Consider the following 23,117-nt stretch of genomic DNA (forward strand, 5'->3'; position numbering starts at 1 on the left):
CATCTATACTTTTAACGAAAACTCTTATAGCAACTATTTTTTCCTGTTAAATTTATCTTATATTTGACCGATTTTTAATCTTTTAGGTTAAACCAATTATATGTTCTAATACTAAATTTAACAGTTCCAAATTTGAAAAAAACTACCCCAAATTTTTCTTCTTATTTATCGTTTTTTCTTTTATTTTTTGTTAGCAGCCTTAGTTTTGCTCATAACAATGATACTATTATTGGTTTAAAAAGAAATACTCCCCTACTGAAGGTTCTTCCTGAAAAAGAACCAGAAAATATAACTCATTTTTCAGCCAAAAAAAATGCACAAAGCGAGTTCACAAACTTCTTTCTTACCCAAAATTATCCGGTAAGTCAGGAAACGAGTGATGACTTAAATACTGCGATGGCTACTTTTGAGGAAATCAAAAAAAATAATAATCTTACTGATTTATTAGAGCCAAAAAAACTTTCGATGCTGCCTTTGGGAGTATCAAAAACAATTGGAGGAATTCAATACATCCTTGGTATAAGCAGTGCCAAATTTACACCACAATACACAGAACTAACTGCATTTGTAAAAATCACGCTTCCACAATTTGATTCTACCGGAAAAGCGAAAGAATTGTTTTTTGGCGCCAAAAATATCAAATTATCTCATAAGGGCGGTCTTCTTGGAGATACCAATCTGGTATTATTAGGAGATGTTCCTATAAAGATAAACGGTGAAAATTTATTGCTGGTTTTAAAAGGCGGACTCAATATGCAAACCGGCATAATTACAGACAAGACCTATGTTACCATCGATTGTAGCGGATTTAAAGAACTTGGAATTCAGGCCGATGTTGTATTTTCAAGAAATCTGTTAGAGCCTGTTGATGAGAAATATGAAGTAATTAAATCGCCTAAAAGAGTTGAAGCTTCTTTTAAAACAAAAGTATCGAACTGGAATGATATTTTAGCAGAGATAACATTACCTGCTTTTCAACTGGCAGATTACGAAGGAACCTGCTTTGAATTAAATAAAGCTGTTATCGATTTTAGTGATCTTCATAATTCTCCTGATATTGTCTGGCCCAAGGATTATCAAAAAGATTATTTAGTTCCGGGAAATGAAAATTTATGGAGAGGATTATATGTAAACTCTTTAAAAATTGTTTTACCTGAACAGTTTAAGGAAAAAGGAACGAATAACCGAATAAAATTTCAGGCGACTAATTTGCTGATAGACCGTGTGGGGGTTTCGGGTAATTTCGCAGCTGACAATATTTTGGATTTAGGAAAAGGAAGCGCTTCGGGCTGGCAATTTTCTGTAAATCATATCGAAATGGGATTCAGGGCAAATTCGCTTACCTACGCCAGATTTGACGGAGGTATTGTTTTACCGGTCTCTGATCCATCAAAACAATGTAAGCCTAATACAAGAAGCGAACTGGGTTACAAAGCAATAATTAACCCTCTGGATAATGAATATCTTTTAAAAGCAGAGGTAACCAATGACATTTGTTTTCAGGTATTTAAGGCGAATGCTAAAATCGAAAAAAATTCATACGTAGAGCTCAAAGTAAAAGATGGCATTTTTCTGCCTAAGGCGGTACTTTACGGAAGCCTTGCCATAAGCGGAAGCAATAAGCCAACTCCGGATGCATCTGAACCAAATGCCCCGGAAGGAACAGACAAAAAAGAGGCGGTTGCTTTTAAAGGGATAACGTTTCAAAATCTTCAGTTGCAAACAGTCGTACCGTATTTTAAAGCGGATTATTTTGGTTATAAAAATACTGCCGAAGCTGATCCCGAATCTTCTAAGGTTTCTAACTTCCCCATTACAATTCATGAGATTGCGATCATTGCAGATGATGTTTCGGCTTCTTTAAAAATAGACATATCGGTTAATTTGATGAAGGATCAATTTAACGGAAGGACTAAATTTAATATCGTTGGAAAATTTGCAAAAGATCAGGGAATTCAGAAATGGAAATTTGATCATCTGAAATTTGAAGAAATTAAGATTGCCGCTGATTTAGGCGGAGTAAAATTTAAAGGCAGCATTACTTTAATGGATAATGATCCTGTTTATGGTAATGGATTTAAAGGAATGCTTGGGGCCGATTTTACCGGAGGAATATCTGTAGAGGCCAATGCTATTTTTGGCTCAACGACTTTTAGGTACTGGTATGTTGATGCCATGGTCGACAATCTAAATATACCGGCCGGAGCAATTACTTTTAAAGGTTTTGGCGGTGGTGCTTATTACCGAATGAAAAAAGACGGTTACAGCAACAGGTTTGTGGCTTCGGGTTCTAATTATGTTCCGGATGCCGATACTGCTCTTGGAGTTAAAGCCATGATAAAATTTGCCGGAACTGCCACAGCTGATGCCTTTTGGGGAGGCGCTGGTTTCGAAATAGCATTTAATAATAACTCGGGAATTAACAGAATTAGTATTTATGGTGAAGGCCATGTTATGCAGTCTTTCGAAATTCCCGGAGCAGCAGAACTAACGGGTGCTTTAAAAGCAGTCGCTGAAAATGAATCTCTGCTTTCTAAAGTGGCTCTTGAAGCATTAAAAACTTCTGATTTATCAAAAGCTGCTGAACAGCTCTATCCAAATGATGTAAAAAGTTCTATGGGAATTAATGCATTTGCGGCAATCGAATATGATTTTAGAGCTAAAACTTTACACGGTTCTTTTGACTTGTATATTGATACTCCCGGAGGTTTTATAAAAGGCCGTGCATCGGGTAACAGAGCCGGATGGGCTGTCTTGCATTTTGGTCCTGACAAATGGTACATTCGTATGGGAACACCAACGGATCGTTTAGGTCTAAAAATGGCGATAGGATCTATAGAAGTAGAAGCGGGTGGATATTTTATGTTAGGAGACGACATTCCTGCAAGCCCTCCTCCGCCTTCGATCGTAGCTCAATTATTAGGTGTAGATGCTTCGAAGTTAGATTATATGCGTAATGAAAACGCCATTGCCGGAGGAAAAGGATTTGCCTTTGGCTCTGATTTTAGCATTAAAACCGGAAACTTAAACTTTTTAATGTTCTATGCTAATTTTCAGGCTGGTTTTGGATTTGATATAATGGTGAAGGATTATGGTGAAGCGCAATGTAAAGGTTCCGGCCAGATTGGTATAAATGGATGGTATGCTAACGGCCAATCTTATGCCTACATGCAGGGTGAACTTGGTATTAATATAAAATTACTTTTTGTACGCAAAAAAATATCCATTATAAAAGGAGGAGGCGCTGTTTTACTACAGGCCAAATTACCAAATCCGGTATGGATTCGCGGTTATATGGCGGGTAATTTTAGCATTCTTGGCGGTGCAATAAAAGGGAGCTTTAGATTTAAATTACAGTTTGGAAAAGAGTGTGAATTTATCAATGCTGATCCTTTGGCAGGATTAAGATCTATTGCAGACATAACGCCTTCAAACGGAACGAAAGATGTAGATGTTTTTGCCATTCCGCAGGTTGGATTTAATATGCCTGTAGATAAAAACTTTACTCTTGAAGATGATAACGGCACCAAAACGTACCGGCTTAAACTTGAAGAATATACAATTAAAAAGGGCGATGTTCCTGTAGTGGGCACATCAAGCTGGAATAAAACCGCTGACTTATTGAGCTTTAATTCTACCGAAGTACTGCCTCAAAATTCAGATCTAACTCTGACTGTAAAGGTGAGTTTTCAGGAATTTGTAAATGGTGCATGGAAAACAATTTATGATCAGGGACAAATTGCGATGGAAACTGAAGTAAGAAATTTTAGTACAGGACCTGCTCCTAACAATATTCCTGTAAAAAATATTGCTTATTGCTATCCTGTTTTTGATCAGAAATATGTTTACCAAAATGAAACTAAAGAAGCATACGTTGTCTTAAAACAAGGACAAGCGTACTTATTTGACTTAAAACCTGAACAATCTCAGAAGGCTTTTTATAAAACCGGAAACAAAACGGTTAACAGCTCTATTCGATACAATACCGATTTGAAAAAGGTAATTATTGATTTGCCGGTTTTAGAAACCACAAAGCCTTATAATTTATCCTTAATGACTTTAGAAACCAAAAAAGACGCCAATAGCAACTTAACCGAAAACTACCAGACGCAAAATTTGGAAAATGATAATAATATTGAATTAAAGAGTAATGAACTAAAAGGGATTGCTACTGGCGGAGATGCCGTTGAATTATTACAATACAATTTCAACACGAGTCAATACAAATCATTTCAGGAAAAGATGGTTGCCAAAAGGCCTAAAAACACGTATATCGAAATCCTCTATACCGATGTTCATGCGCTTCATGCTGAAAACAATTCATCAGAACCGTTTGATGAACTTGAAATTGTAGGTGGTGCAATGACACAATACAAGCCTTTAATAAGTGTTGAAGCTGCTTTGGATGATACTTATTATAAAAATAAAATTTATCCATTAGTTTATCAGGGATATCCTCTAGAAGCTGACTTTACATTGAGCAGAGATGTCTCAACAATAGGTCTTCCTCCGGTAAGAGGTATTGAATTACTGACCTGGTATCAGGACTTTTTAATCAACAATCCAAGTAGTCCGTATTTAAAAGACAGATTACCTTATCGATACAATCTGCCTTATTATTATAAAACTGATTTTGTTGACATTCAATATAAAATCGTCAGCAAGTATGTAGATTCTCATAATCCGTCAATGGCTCAGAGATATAATTATATCATCAATTCGCAGTTCCCTATGATTCCGGACGGAACTTATAATATTAAATTAAACTACACTCTTCCTGGCGGACAACCGGGAGCAAGTTCTGGTTCAATTTTTACATTCAACAAATCAAATTAGCATGAAGCTTCAATATATAATAGCATTTCTTTTTTTAGGGTTTAACATTACGCATTCACAAACCAACAACGCAAAAGAGAAAGAGGTAATAAAAAAAGAATCTGCCATACAGGTTATAGTACGTGTACAAAAGGATAAAATTTTACTGCGCTGGGGACCAAGTGATGCTCTGGCCTGGAAAAAACTGAATAAATATGGATATCTGGTAGAACGCTATACTGTAACGCGTAATAATACAACATTAGCAAGTCCGGAAAAAAAAGTATTAGCACAAACTTTAAAACCTGAACCCATTGAAAATTGGGAAAAAGTTATCGAACAAAACGATAATGCCGCTATTATTGCGCAGGCTCTTTATGGTGAAAGTTTTAATGTAACGGGTGTAAACCAATTAGAATCGATTGTTAATTTATCTGAGGAAAATGAACAGCGTTTTACATTTGCATTGTTTGCTGCCGATAAAGATTTTGAAATCGCTAAAAAAGCCGCTTTAGGTTTTGAAGATAAAACAGCTCAAAAAAATGAGAAATATATTTATCGAATTTCTTCGAATGTACCTAAAGAAGAATCTGAAATAAAATATGGAGGTGTGTTTGTGGGATTAAGCGATTATCAGGATTTACCCAAACCGATGGACTTTACAGCTCATTTTACAGATAAAAGTACAATGTTAAGCTGGAATTTTAAAATATTGGCACACGCTTACGGAAGTTATTATATAGAACGTTCTCAGGATAAACTGCATTTCGAAAGAATTAATAAGGAGCCTTATACGAGCATGAATCAGCAAAACGAAAATAACAGTCGTATTTTTTATGTTGATTCTATTGCCAATAATCAGCTTTATAGTTATCGAATTCAGGGAATTTCGGCTTTTGGAGAATTAGGTCCGTACTCTGAAATTATTTCGGGTAAAGGAAAATCAATATTGCAGTTTGTACCTCATCTTACTGTAAAGAATTTTAAAGACGATAAAACAGTAACATTAACCTGGGAATTTGCCGAAGAAGGGAATTCTGAAATTACGGGATTTGAACTTAATCGTTCTGATACGGACGATGGAAAATACCTGCCTGTCATAAAAAATATTGCTCCAAAAAGCAGAACTGTTGTTTACAACAAATTAGCCTCGACCAATTATTTTACAATAACTGCAATAGGCAAACAAGGCAGTAACAGAACATCTTTCCCCATGTTAGTACAGCCTGTAGATTCTATACCTCCGGCAAAACCAATAAATTTAAAAGGGGTAATTGATTCTCTTGGAGTAGTAAAACTAACCTGGGATCTTAATAAAGAAAGCGATTTGTTAGGATACAGAATTTATAAAGGAAACAACCCAGACGAGGAAATGAGCCAGATAACGGTAAATCCTCTTGAAGACAATAAGTATCAGGATACTGTAGTAATTAAAAGCCTGAACAGTAAAGTGTATTATAAAATTATTGCAGTAGATACGCATTATAATATGTCTGTGTCATCTGATGTATTAGTTATTAAAAAACCGGATGTCATTCCTCCTTCTTCGCCAATATTTACAAATTATGAGATAAAAGACGGCGCTGTATATCTTGACTGGATCAATAGCCAGAGTGAAGATGCCGTTTCGCATCAGCTCTATCGCAAAGAAAATGAACAAGGCGACTGGCAGCTGATTGCCGACATTAAAGATAAAAAAGAAACCTATAAAGATGAGAATATAGCCGAAGGAAGTAAATACCGCTATGCTATATATGCCAAAGATAAAAGCAATTTAGTTTCTAACCCAAGTCCGCAAGTTGCTTTTTTTGTTCCAAAAGCTTCTGTAATGCCAGCTGTAAAAGGATTTTATGCGCAAGCGAATGTATCGGCCAATACTATTGATTTATCATGGGAATATAAAGTTCCGGAAGTAGATAGTTTTGAGATTTATAAAGCTACAGCGAGTGAACCTTTACAATTAATGCAGATGGTTTCCGGGCAAACCCGAAAATTATCTGATCCCACTATTACTATCAACACGAATTACAAATACGCTATAAGAGCTTTATTTATCGATGGAAGAATGTCTAAAATGGTATTTTTTACGGTAAAATTCTAATCATAACTTTTTTTATACCCCAAATAATATGAAAAAAATTACCCTATTATTCTTGCTCTTTTACAGCATAGCTTCTTTTGCGCAAGATCCGCTTATGCTGGATATTGATCGTCTTTTTCCTGATAACGGTAATGCATATTTGCGAATTTCTACTAGTTCTGGTGTAGCGTTATACCAAAGCTGGGGCGCAATTAATAAACATGGAGAGATTCTTACTGTAAACCCGTCCAGTTTTCCTATAACTGTAGAGTGGCGACCTGGATTTTCAGGACAAGGCCCTGGATGTCAACCCTCAACGCGTACTTATACTTATAATCAATATCTTAACGGAGAAACTTTTATAGGAGGGTGTGCTCCGGAGTATTTTTACCTCAACTCACCACACATAAACAGAGCAACAACGGAAATAGGTATATGTGAAACTATTAATCTACCAATTGGCAGCCAGCCTAAATACAGTACAGATATTTTAGATTGGCAATCAACTACAGAAAAATTTGTTCTGGCGGAGAAATTACCACAAAATTTTAGGGGAAATTTGAGATTTATATACAATCTCGATTCCAGATATGCAAATCCTAAAGTAACAATGGTATCAAAACCCATCACTTATGTTGTTTTCGGCTGTCCTCCTAAGTTAGATCCCGCTAACCCGCCTGTTTCAAGAGCAGAATCTTGTAATAATATGGGTGACGGAGAGGTTATCTATTCTTTTGACCGGCCATTAGAAACAGCATTGGGCGAACGATTTCTTTTTACTTACACACCTGTAGGAGTCAATGCTCCGGTGTCACTATATTCTGATAATGCCAGAGTAGAAATGGTATCTCCTTTAAAATATAAAATAAAAGGTATTGCTGTAGGAACCTATAATTTTAAATATCAAACCATAATTGGGGCAAATGCTTCTAACCCTACAAAAGATGCAGTGGGTCCTGATTTTACAATAAATCCAACAACAAAACTAACATCAAACGCTACGGCTATATCTCCAAAATGTTATGCAGGAAATGGGGGAATTCAAATTACTTCTAGTGGAGGTACTGGTTCGCATTTTTACAACCTGAATGGTGAAACAGAAGTTGTAAACGGAAAAACTGTTCTCAAAAAATATCCAGTCTCAGATTTAACAAATAAAGGATTTAGTAGTGGTAACTATAGGGTAATAGTTCTGGACGACAATAATTGCCAGTCTGCTCCGCAGGATATAGGGATACCTCAAGCTCCAGCTCCTATTACCATAAGCGGGCAAGTAAACAATGTCACTTTTCCTGGTGCAAAAAACGGAAAAATAATACTTGATCTACCCTTAACAGGAAGTCCAGCTTATACTCTTACTTGTACAATGGGCAGCGAAAACATACCCCTAGATCAATTGGGTAATCTTGCTCCGGGAACATACGTAGTGAGTAGTAATAATAGTTTAAGCTGTACCAATGCTTCTAAAACTTTTTTGGTTAGACAAGAAATAACCTATGATGTAACTTCAACTAATTTAAGCTGTTTTGGCGCAAATGACGGGAGTATCACATTGAATGTAAAAGGAGGTTCAGGGAATTATACCATAACCTGGCAAGATCCTTCAAATAATGCGTATGTTCCAAATGTCTCAACTTCGACTAGTAATGGTATTTTTAAGTATACCGCAGTTGGTCTTTCGCCGGGCAATTTTAAATTTACTATAAAAGATAGCGAGATACCTTCTTCCGATATTATTAGTGCTCCATTAACTGTACAAAATAGTAATAAAACAATTTCAGGTCCTTCAGCAGCTTTATCAGTAACAGCAGAGCCTACGATATATCAACCGGCACCAGGAATTAATAATGGTAGTATATTAATAAATCCGAGTAAAGGATACGGAAATTACAGTTATGTCTGGACTAAAAATGGATCCGTTTTTAGCCCTACTCCTCCACAAAGTCCTAATAATCCAAGAGGTTTAGGAGACGGAACTTATTATGTAACCGTTACGGATAAGAGTATAGTCGACCCAAATGAAGTTGATTGCTCCATCACAAAAGGACCTTATGTACTAAAAGCATTAAATGTAAATATACTAACCCCAACTGCAATAAGCTGTCAGGGAGGCACAACAAATCTTACAGCTCAGGCTTCGGGAGGTAATGGTGTAATACAATTTCAATGGTTTGAACTTACTGGAAATTCTCCTGTTGTAGAAAATAAATTAGAAAATGAGACAAACTCAACTTTAAATGCTGTAAAAGCGGGCAATTATAAAGTTACGGTAACTGATGCAGATAACAATACAACTTCGGTTACTATAAATGTGCCAGATTCTGCCAATCCTATTATTACGGCAACAACATCTCAAACACCTGTAAAATGCTTTAATGGAAATGACGGAAAGGCCAACGTACAAGTTACAAATGCGGTTGCAAATATTACCTACGTATTTAAATGGTATAAAGGAACGTATCCGCAAGCACTTGTTGAATTAACAGATAATATTTCTTCGACACAGACTCAATCAACAAAATCAGGTTTAGTAGAAGGAGATTATACTGTAAGTGCTTCAAATGGTTTTTGCTTGCAATACTTTACTCTTAGCGTTGCACCAGCTACGCCTATTGTAGTAAAAGAAGTTGCTGGTGGCTTTAAAAATTTAAAATGTTTTGGTGATCAAAACGGATCGCTGGCCATAACTGTATCGGGAGGAATAACTCCTTATACTTTTGTCTGGAGAAAAGGCGGTGCTGTTATAGCCGTAAACGACAATCTTAATCCTACTTTACTTGGAGCCGGAATATACTCTGTAGAAGTTCGTGATAATAATTACGTTTCTAACAATCCCAATCAATGTATTGCTTTGTTAGAAAATATTGTAATTAGTTCTCCAGATAAATTACAATTCAGCTATGCCACTACAGATGTAACCTGTAAAAGCGCTACCAATGGAACTATACAATTAAATATTACAGGCGGAACTGTTAACAATGATGGAAATAACAAACCTGTTTATAAAATTTCATGTGACTCTGGTACTCCAGGTACTGTGATTGATATTCCAAATCAAAAAATTACAGGTTTAAGTGCCGGTAAATGGAATGTAACTGTTTCAGACAATAATAATTGTGTTATTGCTACACAACAAATTGAGATAAAAGAACCTGCCGCAGCTTTTGCATTTGGCCCTTCCGTAATTACAAATGTTACGGGAAATGGGCTTCTTAACGGAAGTATACAACTAAATAATACCGGAGGATGGGGTAATTACTCGTACAAATGGTATACAGGAGAAACAGTTGACGAGAGTAAATTAATACCAAACGAAAATGCTAATTTACTTAAAGACAGACCAGCGGGAAAATATATTGCCGTAGCTATCGATAACAATAAAGATAATCTTGGCTGTTCGATAACATCAGTTGTATTTGAAATAAAAGAACCTACGCTACTAACGCTTGATGTTACTGCTACCAATACAAAATGTAATGGAGGGCAAGGCTCTATCATTGCCATTGCAACAGGAGGTGCCGAAATAGGACAGCAACAATCAGACAGACAATACACGTATGAATTATTCCTAAACAATATTTCTCAGGAAAAAAAGGTTGGGAATACTGCAAATTTTACCGGATTGGCCATTGGCCAATATAAAATTACTGCAACAGATTCAAAAGCAAATGTATCAACCGTGGCGAATACCAGCTATAAAAATGGTACCATCGTTACCACTGGTTATGTCGAACTTAAACAACCAGATCCAATTTTAGTGACAGAAACAGCTGCTGTAAAAAAAATATTAGCCTGCTATGGTGATCAGGACGGAAAATTATCAGTATCCGTTTCAGGAGGAACTCCATTTACTGTGGGCGCTCCTTATCATTATGTATGGAAAAAATTAAATCCGTTAAATCTTATTTACGAACCAATAGGAAATGATAGTCCAACACAATCCGGTCTCTTTTCAGGAAAATATTCAGTAGAAGTTCGTGATGCTAATTATGATCCGGCTAATCCTTCAAGCTGCATCGGAATTTTAGAAAACATAGTAATTGCCCAACCAGACAAATTAGCTTTTACTTTTACAAAAGGAGATGTATCGTGTAATGGAGGAAATGACGGTACCGTAAAACTAAATATTTCGGGCGGAACTAAAGCATATACTATTATTTGTAATGGAGGAACTATCGATAATACAAATAGTATGGTTTCAGGATTGAGTGAAGGAACTTATACTATAAGAGTAATTGATGGCAATAGCTGCCAGACTGCTGAACAAACAGTTACAATTAACCAGCCTCAAATTGCTTTAAAAATTATAAATCAAAACATTACACCAACCACAGGCTTTGGATTGGCGACAGGAAAAATAACAATTACTGCCACCGGCGGAACAGGCACCTACACCTATGAATGGAAAAATAACTCAGGAGCAGTTACAGGCACTAACAGCCCTACTCTTTCTAATGTTATTGCTGGTATTTACAGCGTTTTAGTAACCGACGTAAATGGTTGTTATGATTTAAAAAGTTACGAGATTTATCAGCCTACAAAACCTGTACTTTCACAAACGCATCTGCAATCAAAATGTAATGGTTTATTGGGTTCATTAAATGCAAGTGCAACTGGCGGGGCTACTTATAATCAAAATCAGCCGGATAGAATTTATACGTACAAATTAAAAAACAAGGCAAACGGAGCTACTACTACAAAAACTGGTAATGTGGCCGATTTTAGTAATATCGCAGATGGAAATTATAGCCTTACTGCTACTGATATAGGTGGAATCGACTCGAATATTATTGATGTAACATTTACCCAGCCTACTCCAATTGTAGTAAAACTAGTTTCAAAATCGAACGTAAATTGTTTTGGCGATCAGGACGGAACTATTGCCATATCAGTTTCAGGAGGAACGCCACTTTTAGTAAACGGAAATCCGGAATATACTTATCAGTGGAAAAAGAAAAATCCTGCTACTAATACCTATGAAAACTTTATTCCAACATCACTAAATGCTTTATTTGAAGGCACCTATGCTGTTGAGGTGCGCGACGCCAATTATAATTCCGGAAATGCGGCTTATTGTATTGGTATTTTAGAAGATATCATAATTACACAACCTGCAGATTTTGGTTTTGATATCGATAAGATTACCTACACTAATCCTTCTGCAAATAATGGAAATGATGGTAAACTGCATTTTGAAATCACCGGAGGTAAATCGAACTACGAATATAAATTTTACACGAAAGATGCATCAGGCAATGAAACTATTATAAATACTATTGCAAACAGTTCTGTAAAAGCTGTAGACTTTAGTGGATTGGTAAAAGATCATTATTATATTTCTGCTAAGGATGATACCGGATGTATCAAATATGCCGATTTTGATTTTAGAGATAATCCGTTAACGATCAGCATTAGCCAGACACAGCAAATTACTTGTTACGAAGCTAATAATGGTACTGTACATGTAAATGCAAATGGCGGCTTTGGTATCAAAACAATTTCATGGTATTTTAATAACACCTTACTTTCTACTGCCATATTAACTACAGAAAATTTAAATCTGTATAATGCTAAACCCGGCAGTTATTATGCTGTTATAAAAGATTCTAAAAAAGTTGAGGTAACCAGTAATACCATCAATATTACCCAACCGGATCTGGTAACTTTCTCTATGGTGCAAGAACCTGTAAAATGTATTGGCGAGAGTAACGGAAAAATTACTTTAAGTGCTTCAGGAGGAAATAGCAATTTTAGTTATCGCTATTTTTATAAAGGAGCATTAGTTAAAGACTGGCAAAATTTTTCGAATGGAAAAAATACTACAATTACAGATTTGGCTGCCGGAGAGTACACCATTTTTGTACAAGATTCTCAACAGTGTTTAAGTACGGGTGGCACTATTCAGGTTACCTCGCCAACTGCTTTAAGTATTAGTAATACAATATCTCTTCCTGCCAGCGGAAAAGGATTGAGTAATGGTTCGATTGCCATTACTGCACAAGGAGCAAATGGTAATTATACTTATCAATGGTTTAAGAGTGATAATAGTAATATTAACCAAAGTACCAATACTGCAGTAAACTTAGCTGCCGGAAAATATTATGTAATTCTTACCGATGCTAAAGGATGTAATCTAACATCTGAGCTGTTAGAAGTAACAGAGCCACCACTTTTAGAAACCAGCATTGCCGTTCAAAATGTAATTTTATGTCATGATGATAAAAACGGAAGCTTAAAACCAACCACTATTGGTGGATTTTTAAAACCGGGAGAAAACTATACTTATAAATGGTATGCAGAGGGTTCTAATAATATACTGGCAACAACCAATATCTTAAATAATATTGGCAAAGGTTCTTATTATGTAATTGCTACCGATTCGAACGGTAATGAGGCAAAAAGTACCACTTTGCTGGTGACAGAACCTGCAATTCTCGACAACATATTAACTTCTGATTATACGTTATGTGGTGATGCAAACCACTGGACAATTGATGCAACACCATCAGGAGGAACAGCGCCTTATTATTATATGTGGAATACGGGAGTCAAAACAGCCAGTTTACCAAACGTTCCACCAGCAAATTATTCGGTTTTGGTAACAGACAGCCATGGTTGTACTATTACAAAAAACATTACTATAACAGCACCAATACATTTAGCTGCGACAGAAAAAATTGTAATTCCAACTTGTTACGCTGGTTCTGATGCTACAATTGAAGTTACTTCTTTTGGCGGAAAAGGACCTTATACCTATTTATGGAATACGGGTGAAAAATCAAATATCTTAAGCGGAGCTGCTGCCGGAGATTATTCTGTAGCAATAAAAGACAGCAAGGGATGTGTTGTAAATTATGATTACAAAATCGAAAACCCGCCAAAAGACATTATAAATCTTGGAGAGGATGTAACATTATGTTTTGATCAAACCTTGACTATTAATGCTACAATAAACGACGATAAAGCTACTTACTTCTGGAAATCTGATAAAGGTTTTACTAGCAATAAAGCGATGATTACCGTTTCTGAACCTGCAAATTATACGGTTATTGTAACCAATAAATTAGGATGTCAAGCGACGGATACTATTAAAATATCAAGCCAGAATACGGCAATAAGTGCTGAATTTGCGGTGTCTAGTCAGGTATTTAAAAATGAAAAAATAGTTATTGTAGACATTAGTAATCCTATTGCTGATGAGATCGAATGGATTTTGCCAGCTAATGCAACTGTTGTTTCTAAAAATAAAGATTTTGCTGAAATAAGCTTTAGCGAAACGGGGCAGTACGAAATTACCCTGAATACGAAAAAAGGCAATTGTACCGCTTTTCAAACCAAACAAATACTAGTAACTGAGGGAGAATATGAAGAAAACAATCCTGATGAAACTAACACCCAGAAAAAGTTTGATGTTAAGATTTATCCTAATCCTTCAAACGGATTTTTTACGGTTGATGTATTGTTAGATAATGTTATGCCTGCTCATGTTAAAGTATATAATTTAAATAACAACCTGCTGATAGATTCTAAAACACAAGATGGAAAAGATAATTATCTCTTCAATTTTAGCTTAAGCGGACTTCCCTCAGGGATCTATTTTGTATTGTTTGAGTCACAGCAAGGAAACAAATTAAGAAAAATAATCATTCAATAAAGAAGATAATCAGTTCAGTAAAATTTCAATTAATAATGAAAAACAGTAAAGAATAAATTTCGCAAACTGATTTCCATAGCATATAAAGAATGATTGCAAAAAAAATACTTTTTAATACTACACTCCTACTCATAAGTGCTTTTGGTTTTTCCCAAAACTTTAATGTACAGGAGTTAGGCAAAGCCAAATTGATAAACGTAAGTGGTGGTGCATCGGCCAATAGTATTTTCTATTCCGGTAATGCACAAAGAGATCCGTTTAGTTATTTTTTAAACGGAAACATCAACATCAACATTGCAGGGTTGTACAATTTGCCGTTTTCTTTTTCGTATACCAATCAAAAATTTGGTTACGGAAAGCCTGTACTTATGAATCGCCTCAGCATTCATCCATCATATAAATGGATTACAGCCCATATTGGAGATGTAAGCATGACTTTCTCACCTTATACACTAAGCGGGCATCAATTTACGGGATTAGGAGTTGATTTGACTCCACAGGGAAATTTTAAAGTCAGTGCCATGTTTGGACGATTATTAAAGAGCAGCGAATTCGACTCTAATTATCCTGAAATTGTACCAACGTACAAAAGATATGGTTATGGTTTTAAAACTACTTATGATTTTGAAAAAGTAAAAGTGGGCGTTACATTATTTAAGGCAAAAGACGAAATTAGTTCAATACACAATCCTGTTCCTTTTGAGTTGAGCGTAAGTCCAAAAGAGAATGTTGCAGTAAGTTTTGAAACGAGTTTTACCCTGGCTAAAAAACTACAGTTTTTCACTGAATATGCCAACAGCAGCATTACAGAAGATACCCGAAATACAGACAAAGGCAAAGCAAACGGAATTGCTTCTCTTCTTTTAAATCAAAATAGTACCTCAACAAGTTATAATGCTTTTAAAGGACAGCTTGTTTATCCTGCCGGAAAAGGAACTTTAGGACTAGGCTACGAACGAATCGATCCTAATTACAGGACTCTAGGAGGTTATTACTTTAATAATGATTTAGAAAACTTTACCGTCAACGCCACACAAAACATATTCAAAGACAAAGTTTCATTAGCCTTAAACTTAGGGCTTCAGAAAGATAATCTTGACAAGCAAAAACAAAGTCAGATGAAACGTTTGGTATCATCGCTAAATGTCGATTTCAGACCTAATGACAAATTAAACCTGAGTGTAAATTATTCTAATTTTCAATCCTATACCAATAGCCGTAACCAGTTTGATTATATCAATCAGGTTTCTAATTACGATTATCTAGATACCTTAAACTTTAGACAGGTCAATCAAAATGCAACAATAAACGTCAATTTTTTATTAAGAAATGATAAGCGCTTAAAAAAATCCATAAGCGCGAACTTTTCTGTGCAGGATGCCGTAAACCAACAACAGGGTAAAACTATTGCAGGTGGTGCTTCTACTTATTACAATTCTGCGATTGCCTATAGTATTGGTTATCCTGAAAGAGATTTAAGCTTTAACGGATCCTTAAATAATACTTTCGGAAAAACAGATTCCGGAAAAAACTTAATCATTGGACCAACCATCGGGGTATCTAAATTATTTTTTGATAAAAAACTGACTACTAATGCTTCAACAAGCTACAATACCAGTTATAATGATGGCCAAAAACAAAATGATATTTTCAATATCAGACTTAATGGCTCTTATATTTACCTGCAAAAACATAATTTTAATGTAGGCGTAATTTCCTTGTTTAGTAATTCAACTGGCCGAAAAAACAATGATCTTACGGCTACCCTAACCTATGCCTATTCGTTTGATAAAATTAAAATGCGCCCGAAAAGAGAGCCTTTAACAGAAGAAAAAACAATCGCTAATCCGGTTTTAAAAATAAATTTCAACGATAAGATTTTTGAAGGAACAAGAGACGAAATTTTGGCACAACTACAAGAATTACAACTTTCGATACATCCTTTGCCTGTCGAAGAAAAGAATAATTTAGAACATCTGCTTACACTGGCTTCTCTTACACCTGATGATAAAGAATTAAAAGAAAAAATTCTTGATTATCTCGACGCATATACCGTAGCAACGGCCACTATAGAAAAATACAATGATTATTTTGTTAAGGCTTTACAAAAACTCGAAAAGGAAATGAATCATAAAGATGAAAACCTTGAAAATGCGTATTCAGTTGCTATTGGCAGGGTAAATAGTCATAAACTACATGGAGTTGATCAGGCTGAAATTACCAATAAAGCTAGTTATAATTCGTATTTAAAATTGGTTGAAAGAAGCGATAACAGCCGTAATCAATTAAGAAATCACAGGTGGATGCTTAAGGAAATAAGTGCTGCTGCAAAAACTTCTACAAAAGAAATTCAACAAAATGAAAATGCTGCCCAGTTTAGCACACAAGAAATTGAAGAAGCTTTTAAACTGATAAAAAATAAAAGAAGAGAAACAGAAATAGTCGATGCTATCGAAGTAAAAATAATTCCTTTTTATCATGACCTGGCTGTTAAAAACAGTATCAATGATGAAATTGATTTAAAATATATTCAAAAATAAAGTATACCCTAAAGATACCAAACGAACAAAATAATGGATAAATCTCAATTACCCAAAATGCTGAAAAAATTACACTTATACTTGTTGCTATTGTGCTCTCTTATTGGTTTTGGAGGCTACGCGCAAACATATCCTATTTCGATAACGACGCAGGTTACACAGCCCTCGCCTATTTATTTAAGTAATTATGCCGATGCTACTACGGTAAACAGTCCTATAAAAATACAGATTGTGCTAAACGATTTAACGATCTCAAATCGTCAGGTAAAGCTTAAAATTTATTTTCAGGGCAATGGGATTTCTTTTACTACAAATGATTTTGTTGTAGGCGCACGTCCGTTATATCTTGAAGGTGGTTTTCCATTGCAATTAACCAATGTAGATCTTGCCCCTTATTTTGAATTTCAAAATTTGTTAGGACTTAATCCCAATCAGTATGCGCAAGCATTACCGGAAGGAATTTATAATATTTATGTAGAAGTATACGATTTTGCAACAGGAAAAAAACTGTCGAGTAAAACGAGAACTAACACCATTATTTTTCAGAACGAACCTCCTTTTTTAAATCTTCCGTTGAATAATGCTTCTATCATGCAGCAGAATATTCAAAATATTATTTTCAGCTGGACTCCGCGAAGCATTAATGTAAGCAATGTAGAATATGAATTTTCACTGGTAGAAATCTGGGATAAATACACCCCTATTCAAAACGCATTTGCTTACTCACCTCCTTTATACACAACCACAACCAGAGCAACCACACTGCAGTACAGCATGAGCGAACCTCAGCTTATTCCCGGTAAAAAATATGCATGGCGTATTAAGGCAAAAGCTATTTTGGGTGCCGAGGAAATAGGTGTTTTTAAAAATAACGGTTACAGCGAAATTTTTTCTTTTGATTATGAAGTATCCTGTACTCCTCCACTGGCTATAACTACTTCTGGCGTTAGCGAGAATCAGGCAAAAATAGCATGGAGCGGTAATATCGATAATTATGACTATCAGGTAAATTATCGCGAAAAAAATGCCAACTCAGAGTGGTACAAACAAGTTACACCAAGAGAGAATATTACACTAAGCAATTTAAAACCAAATACAGTTTACGAATATACCGTAGGTTCTTCCTGCGATCCGGGTAAGTATACCCACAGTACAATTAAAGAATTCACTACCGTAGCAAGAGACGAAATTGTCTTTGCCAGTTGTGGTATCAAACCAGATCCGAACGATTTAAGCAACACAACGCCTCTTCCTAATCTTTACCAAAATGATGTAGTAACGGCGGGAGATTTTCCTATTGTCGTAATTAAAGCAACCGGAAGCAATGGTACTTTTACCGGAGAAGGTTATGTAACGTTTCCTTTTATAGAAAAATTCAGAAAGCTAATTGATGCCGCCGATAACTTAAAAGAGATTGCCAACAAAGGAGCCGAGATTACAGGCAAAGTTGGTGCCGCAGCAAATGCCACTGCAAATTTAGCATCTAATACCGCGACCAAAGTCTCAAATGGTCTTGACAATTCGACAGGAGATTCAATAGCCGATTCTACCGGAAAAGTAAAAGATAAAGTGGCTGGTATTGGTGAAAAAGTAAATAATAAAGCGGGGGAAATTGCCGAAGATATAGGAAAATATTCTACCAATATTGGCGAATATACCCGCATTCGAATAACATTTAATAATATTGGCGTTAATACTGATTTCAAATTGATTTCAGGAGAAATTATAGCCAGTTATGATCCTACCTGGAAAAACATTGTCAATTTAGATAATGCATTTGATGAAGTATTTGGCAGTAACGGAAAACCTATAGAAGGTAAGTTCGATTATGAAGTAGTTTCGGTAGTATTAAATGCAGACGGAAGTACGACCGTAACAGGTAAAGACGGACAAATATCAACCATTGCGAAATCGCCATACGAAAGAGTTTACACAGACAGTACAGGAAAAGTAGTAACAATTCCGGCAAATGGTGCGGGTGCGCCGGTTATTGCCAATGCTGCTGCAGGAGGTAAAGCAACTGCGGCAAATACAAACGGTATGTCTGCCAGCGGCGATGTGGTGAAAATTACTTCTCCAGATGTGAACATAACGTTTAAAAATGGAGAAAAAAGTCAATATGCTTTTGATGTCCTCCCAGATTCAGGTTCACAAAAACTCAAAGACACTTATGAAACCATTCCGATGGAAGGTGGAGGTATTTATAATGTAAATTATAAGGCCGTATCTGACTTAAATGGCCCGGAAACCTTTATTGCTGAAGCCGAATTTAAAAACGGAAAAACAATAAAAGATGTCGTTTTCAAAACAAATGCCGGTGCAGATGTGAACTTTAAATGGAATGACAGCAATACTGAAGCAGTAATAACTGTCACGAAAACATTAAACTTCTCAAAAGAAAGCATTATTGCTATTGTAAAAGGTGCGACGCAAAAAGATCCTCAGGATCCTGCCAAAACTATTGAAGCCAAATCAGATATTGCCGGTAAAGTAAATCTATGGCAACTTGCTCAAAAACCCGTTATTAACGTAACAATTTTAAGTATCAACGGAGCAAATGCACCAAGTGCCGATAGCGCAAAAGATTTTCTTAATGAAGTATATAACAAAGTCGGGATAAAATTTGATGTAACCTCTCAGGATTTAACCATAGGTGCATTACCTGCTGCAATACAATGCGGAGACAGCGGTCTTATCAATTTTTACAGCAATGGCCAAATCGATATTAAAAATCAAATCGAAGCCAATCCTAATTTTACTTACAATAGCGAAACCTACTACGTCATCTACACCGGAAAACCAGGACAAGATGGATACAAAGGGTTTATGCCTTTAGGAGGTCAATATGCCTTTGTATTTAGCGACGGTGACTTAAAAACAGCGGCCCACGAATTAGGCCATGGTATTTTTGGACTTAAACATCCATTCGCCACTAAGTCAGAGTCCGGCAAAACAGATCTTTTAATGGATTACGGAACCGGAACTGTACTATCTCATAACGACTGGGATATTATTCATAGCGGAGGCTGGAAGTTTTATGGATTTCAAAGTAGTTCTTCCGGGGCATTGGCAGGTGGTTTTGGGCTTTCACCTCTTTGGGAACTTGTACAAACTCAGTTATCAAATACTTATTCTGAAAGTTATATTGCAGAAGATGGTTTTACATCTGGTTTTACCGATTTATTTAATAAAGAGACTGTAAAATATGTTTGGGATCCTGCTTTAGAAAAATACGTTTATACCCATATAGTAAATGGTAAAGAAAAAAAAGAAATACATTCAGTTACTAAAGATGTAAGTGATAATTCTTGGATTTGGTTGTTTGCTAACAATAAAGGCGAATGTAATGTCGATAAAAAATATATTAGAACTAAATATAAATATGTAAAATCATATATAAATTCTAGAGATAAAGCTGGTTTACAAAAATATATAAAAGCGATTCTCGATGATAAAGCCAAAAAAGAAGGAGATAAAGATTCCAGAGATCAGGTTTGGGGAATTTTAAAATGTACTTCTGATACAGAACAAAGCAATACTAATGGAACAAGTGAAAACTATAATAATTATTTAGTAACCTTAGGAAGTTCTGCAAACAAAGGTTATAAAGAAGATCCAACAAATGTAGACGCGCAGGAAAGTCACACTTATGATTATTGTGGTGTTATTTTATCAGAGAAAGAAAAATTAAAAATTCTTTCTCAATTAAAAAATATCAGTAGTGAAACAGGTTTAATAGCGAAAATATTCTTTACTGATACACAAACACTTCCGGCTAAAAGAAAAGAAGTGACAGATTATCTGGCAAATTTATCTGGTTCACAAATAGCACTATGGATTGATTTTGATATAAATGGAAAAGCAAAAATTAAAACTATTTTAGGAAATGGAGTTACTGGTAGTGGAAATAGCAGTGTAAACAAATTTTTATCTCTCATAAGTGAAATTATACCAAAATTTGACGGTAAATATACCTACTTTAATCCATTAACAGCAATTTTAGATGGTGTAGCAACAGTTGTAAAAAAGGCAAAAATCCCTGAGCGTTTTTACAATCCTGAAATTACCACTAACGATTATAATCCCGTTTTGTATTATGTAAGTTTAGCTGATCCTTTTTCTTGGACTTTACTATTTGGTGACCAGACAATGGCGCAATTCGATATAAATATTACTAACCCGAAACTGGTAGGTACAGGACATATTTATTTCGCCATAAAATGTGGATTTTGGAATGGTATTATAGATCAGATAGCAGGGCTAGCAGAAATGGCAGCTATAGTTACCGATATTATTGATGGCGGTGACCGAGTATCCGAAATGTGGCAAGGAATTAAAAAAATGAGTATTTTCTGTACTGAAAGTACTGAGGATAGTATGTGCATCTGGACATTAGTCAAAAAATCACATACTGGTCAAACTTGTCAAGTTGCAGAAACTGTTGGTTATGACATTGCAAATGTTGTAACAATTGCTATATCTTTTGCAAAAGCGGGTAAACTTGCTCAAATTTCGCAAGTTATAGAATCTCTGGATGTAATGAGTCAAACCATGAAGCTTGCAGGAAACCTAATTAAAATAACTGTAAAAGGTACTGGTAAAGCAGCGAGAATTAGTTTTGCGATTGCGAAAGCATTTATGAAACCAGGATTGAAGTTATCAAAGGCAGGTAAAATGTACTGCATGATAGTTCCGCTAGCTGTAGATTTATCACAAAACGTAGACAATGCTGTAAGTAAAGCAAAAGAACTTTTAGAAAAAACACCAAAACAACTTGAAGATAATTTAACAATACTAAGCAAAGAAGATGTCAATGGAAACATAATTGCTGAAATCTCAGATAATGGAGAAAAAATAAAAGTTATTTTAAATGAAAGTGAAGAACAATTAAAGAAAAGTACAAGCGAAGTTGTTGAAAATGCTAGTGAGGCTATCCTTGTACGTTTAAAGAAATTAGGTTTAGCGGAGGCCGATTTAAAAGATGTATTAGATAAAATAGGTTACTCAACGGCAAACGGAAATAAACTAATTGATCTATTAGAAAGAGCTCCTTTCAAAAATGACATTTCTAAATTAAAAACTTTTTTAAGTGATATCAATGCAAGTACAGATCTACAAGATTTTGTAAGACAGGGTAAAGATTTCAGCAAAGAATGGTTAATTTTGGAAGCATATCCTAGTTTTAGAAAACTATCTGTACATATTGAAAAAATTAGTTCTATTTTAGCTAAAGGACATGTTAGTATAGACGATTTAACAACAATTCTTACTGTAAATAAGGGCTTAGGTAAGAGAGCTACTGATTTAACAAATTTCCTAAATGATTTAGATCATTTTGCTTTATACGCAAATCAAGGTGGTGTTGGATCGATTATATCTGGCTTAAAAGCGCATTGGTTCAATGGCGCGGGAGCAGATGGAGCTAATTGGGTAATTGCGGTTTTACGTAAAGAAGGAACTGAAGTTTTTGTACCAAGGAAAACTAATTTTGAAGTAGCTGCATTGTCAAACACTCGTAGATATGATGCAATAGTTGGAGAAACTGGTAATAAATTAGCAAAGTATTTTGAATTTAAGTCATATAGCAAAGTACCACCAACTGATTTTGCCAAGCAATTTTTAGGTGATCTAAGCAATCCGGATATTGTTGATTTAAAACAATTACAATGGTTATTTGATGCAGGTAAAAATCCACCAGATTTTGCATCCAACTTGAAAAAAGCAATAGACAATTTAGATGTAACTGATGAAATGGCAAAAAAATTATTAAAAGATGTTGAAAATCCAACACCTGCTAAACTTAAAAAATATTTAAAAGAAGATTTTGATGAAATTTTTAAATTAAAATAAATGAAAACGTTAGATAAAATAGATAATGTAAAAAATAATATTTGGAATATAGGTAACAACATCATTATCCTTAAAGACAAAACATTAATTAATCTAGATAACAAAAATGTATTGAACTATGAAAATGATGTGAATAGATGTTTTTATAGTAATAATTACATTTATCTTATAAAAAAAT

At 35.1% G+C, this 23,117-nt stretch carries 5 protein-coding genes; all 5 read left to right on the forward strand.

What is annotated here, in order from left to right; all coding sequences use genetic code 11:
• The first annotated feature begins 132 nt into the window (after positions 1–132).
• Positions 133–4,836, forward strand: a complete 4,704-nt coding sequence (locus tag FLACOL7796_RS03835; RefSeq protein WP_173969510.1) for a hypothetical protein — start codon at positions 133–135, stop codon at positions 4,834–4,836.
• Position 4,837: 1 nt separating this feature from the next.
• On the forward strand, positions 4,838–6,916 hold the full coding sequence (locus FLACOL7796_RS03840) for a fibronectin type III domain-containing protein (RefSeq protein ID WP_173969511.1): 2,079 nt from the start codon (positions 4,838–4,840) through the stop codon (positions 6,914–6,916).
• Positions 6,917–6,944: 28 nt separating this feature from the next.
• The gene (locus tag FLACOL7796_RS03845; RefSeq protein ID WP_173969512.1) at positions 6,945–14,549 is read left to right on the forward strand and encodes a T9SS type A sorting domain-containing protein; all 7,605 of its coding nucleotides are present in this window, start codon (positions 6,945–6,947) and stop codon (positions 14,547–14,549) included.
• Positions 14,550–14,638: 89 nt separating this feature from the next.
• Complete coding sequence (locus FLACOL7796_RS03850) at positions 14,639–17,089, forward strand: TonB-dependent receptor (protein WP_173969513.1); 2,451 nt, start codon at positions 14,639–14,641, stop codon at positions 17,087–17,089.
• A 33-nt stretch (positions 17,090–17,122) separates the two neighbouring features.
• Positions 17,123–22,939, forward strand: coding sequence for a fibronectin type III domain-containing protein (locus FLACOL7796_RS03855; protein ID WP_173969514.1), 5,817 nt, complete (start codon positions 17,123–17,125; stop codon positions 22,937–22,939).
• Positions 22,940–23,117: the final 178 nt, after the last annotated feature.

It is taken from the genome of Flavobacterium bizetiae, from assembly GCF_902804475.1.
Lineage (GTDB): Bacteria > Bacteroidota > Bacteroidia > Flavobacteriales > Flavobacteriaceae > Flavobacterium > Flavobacterium bizetiae.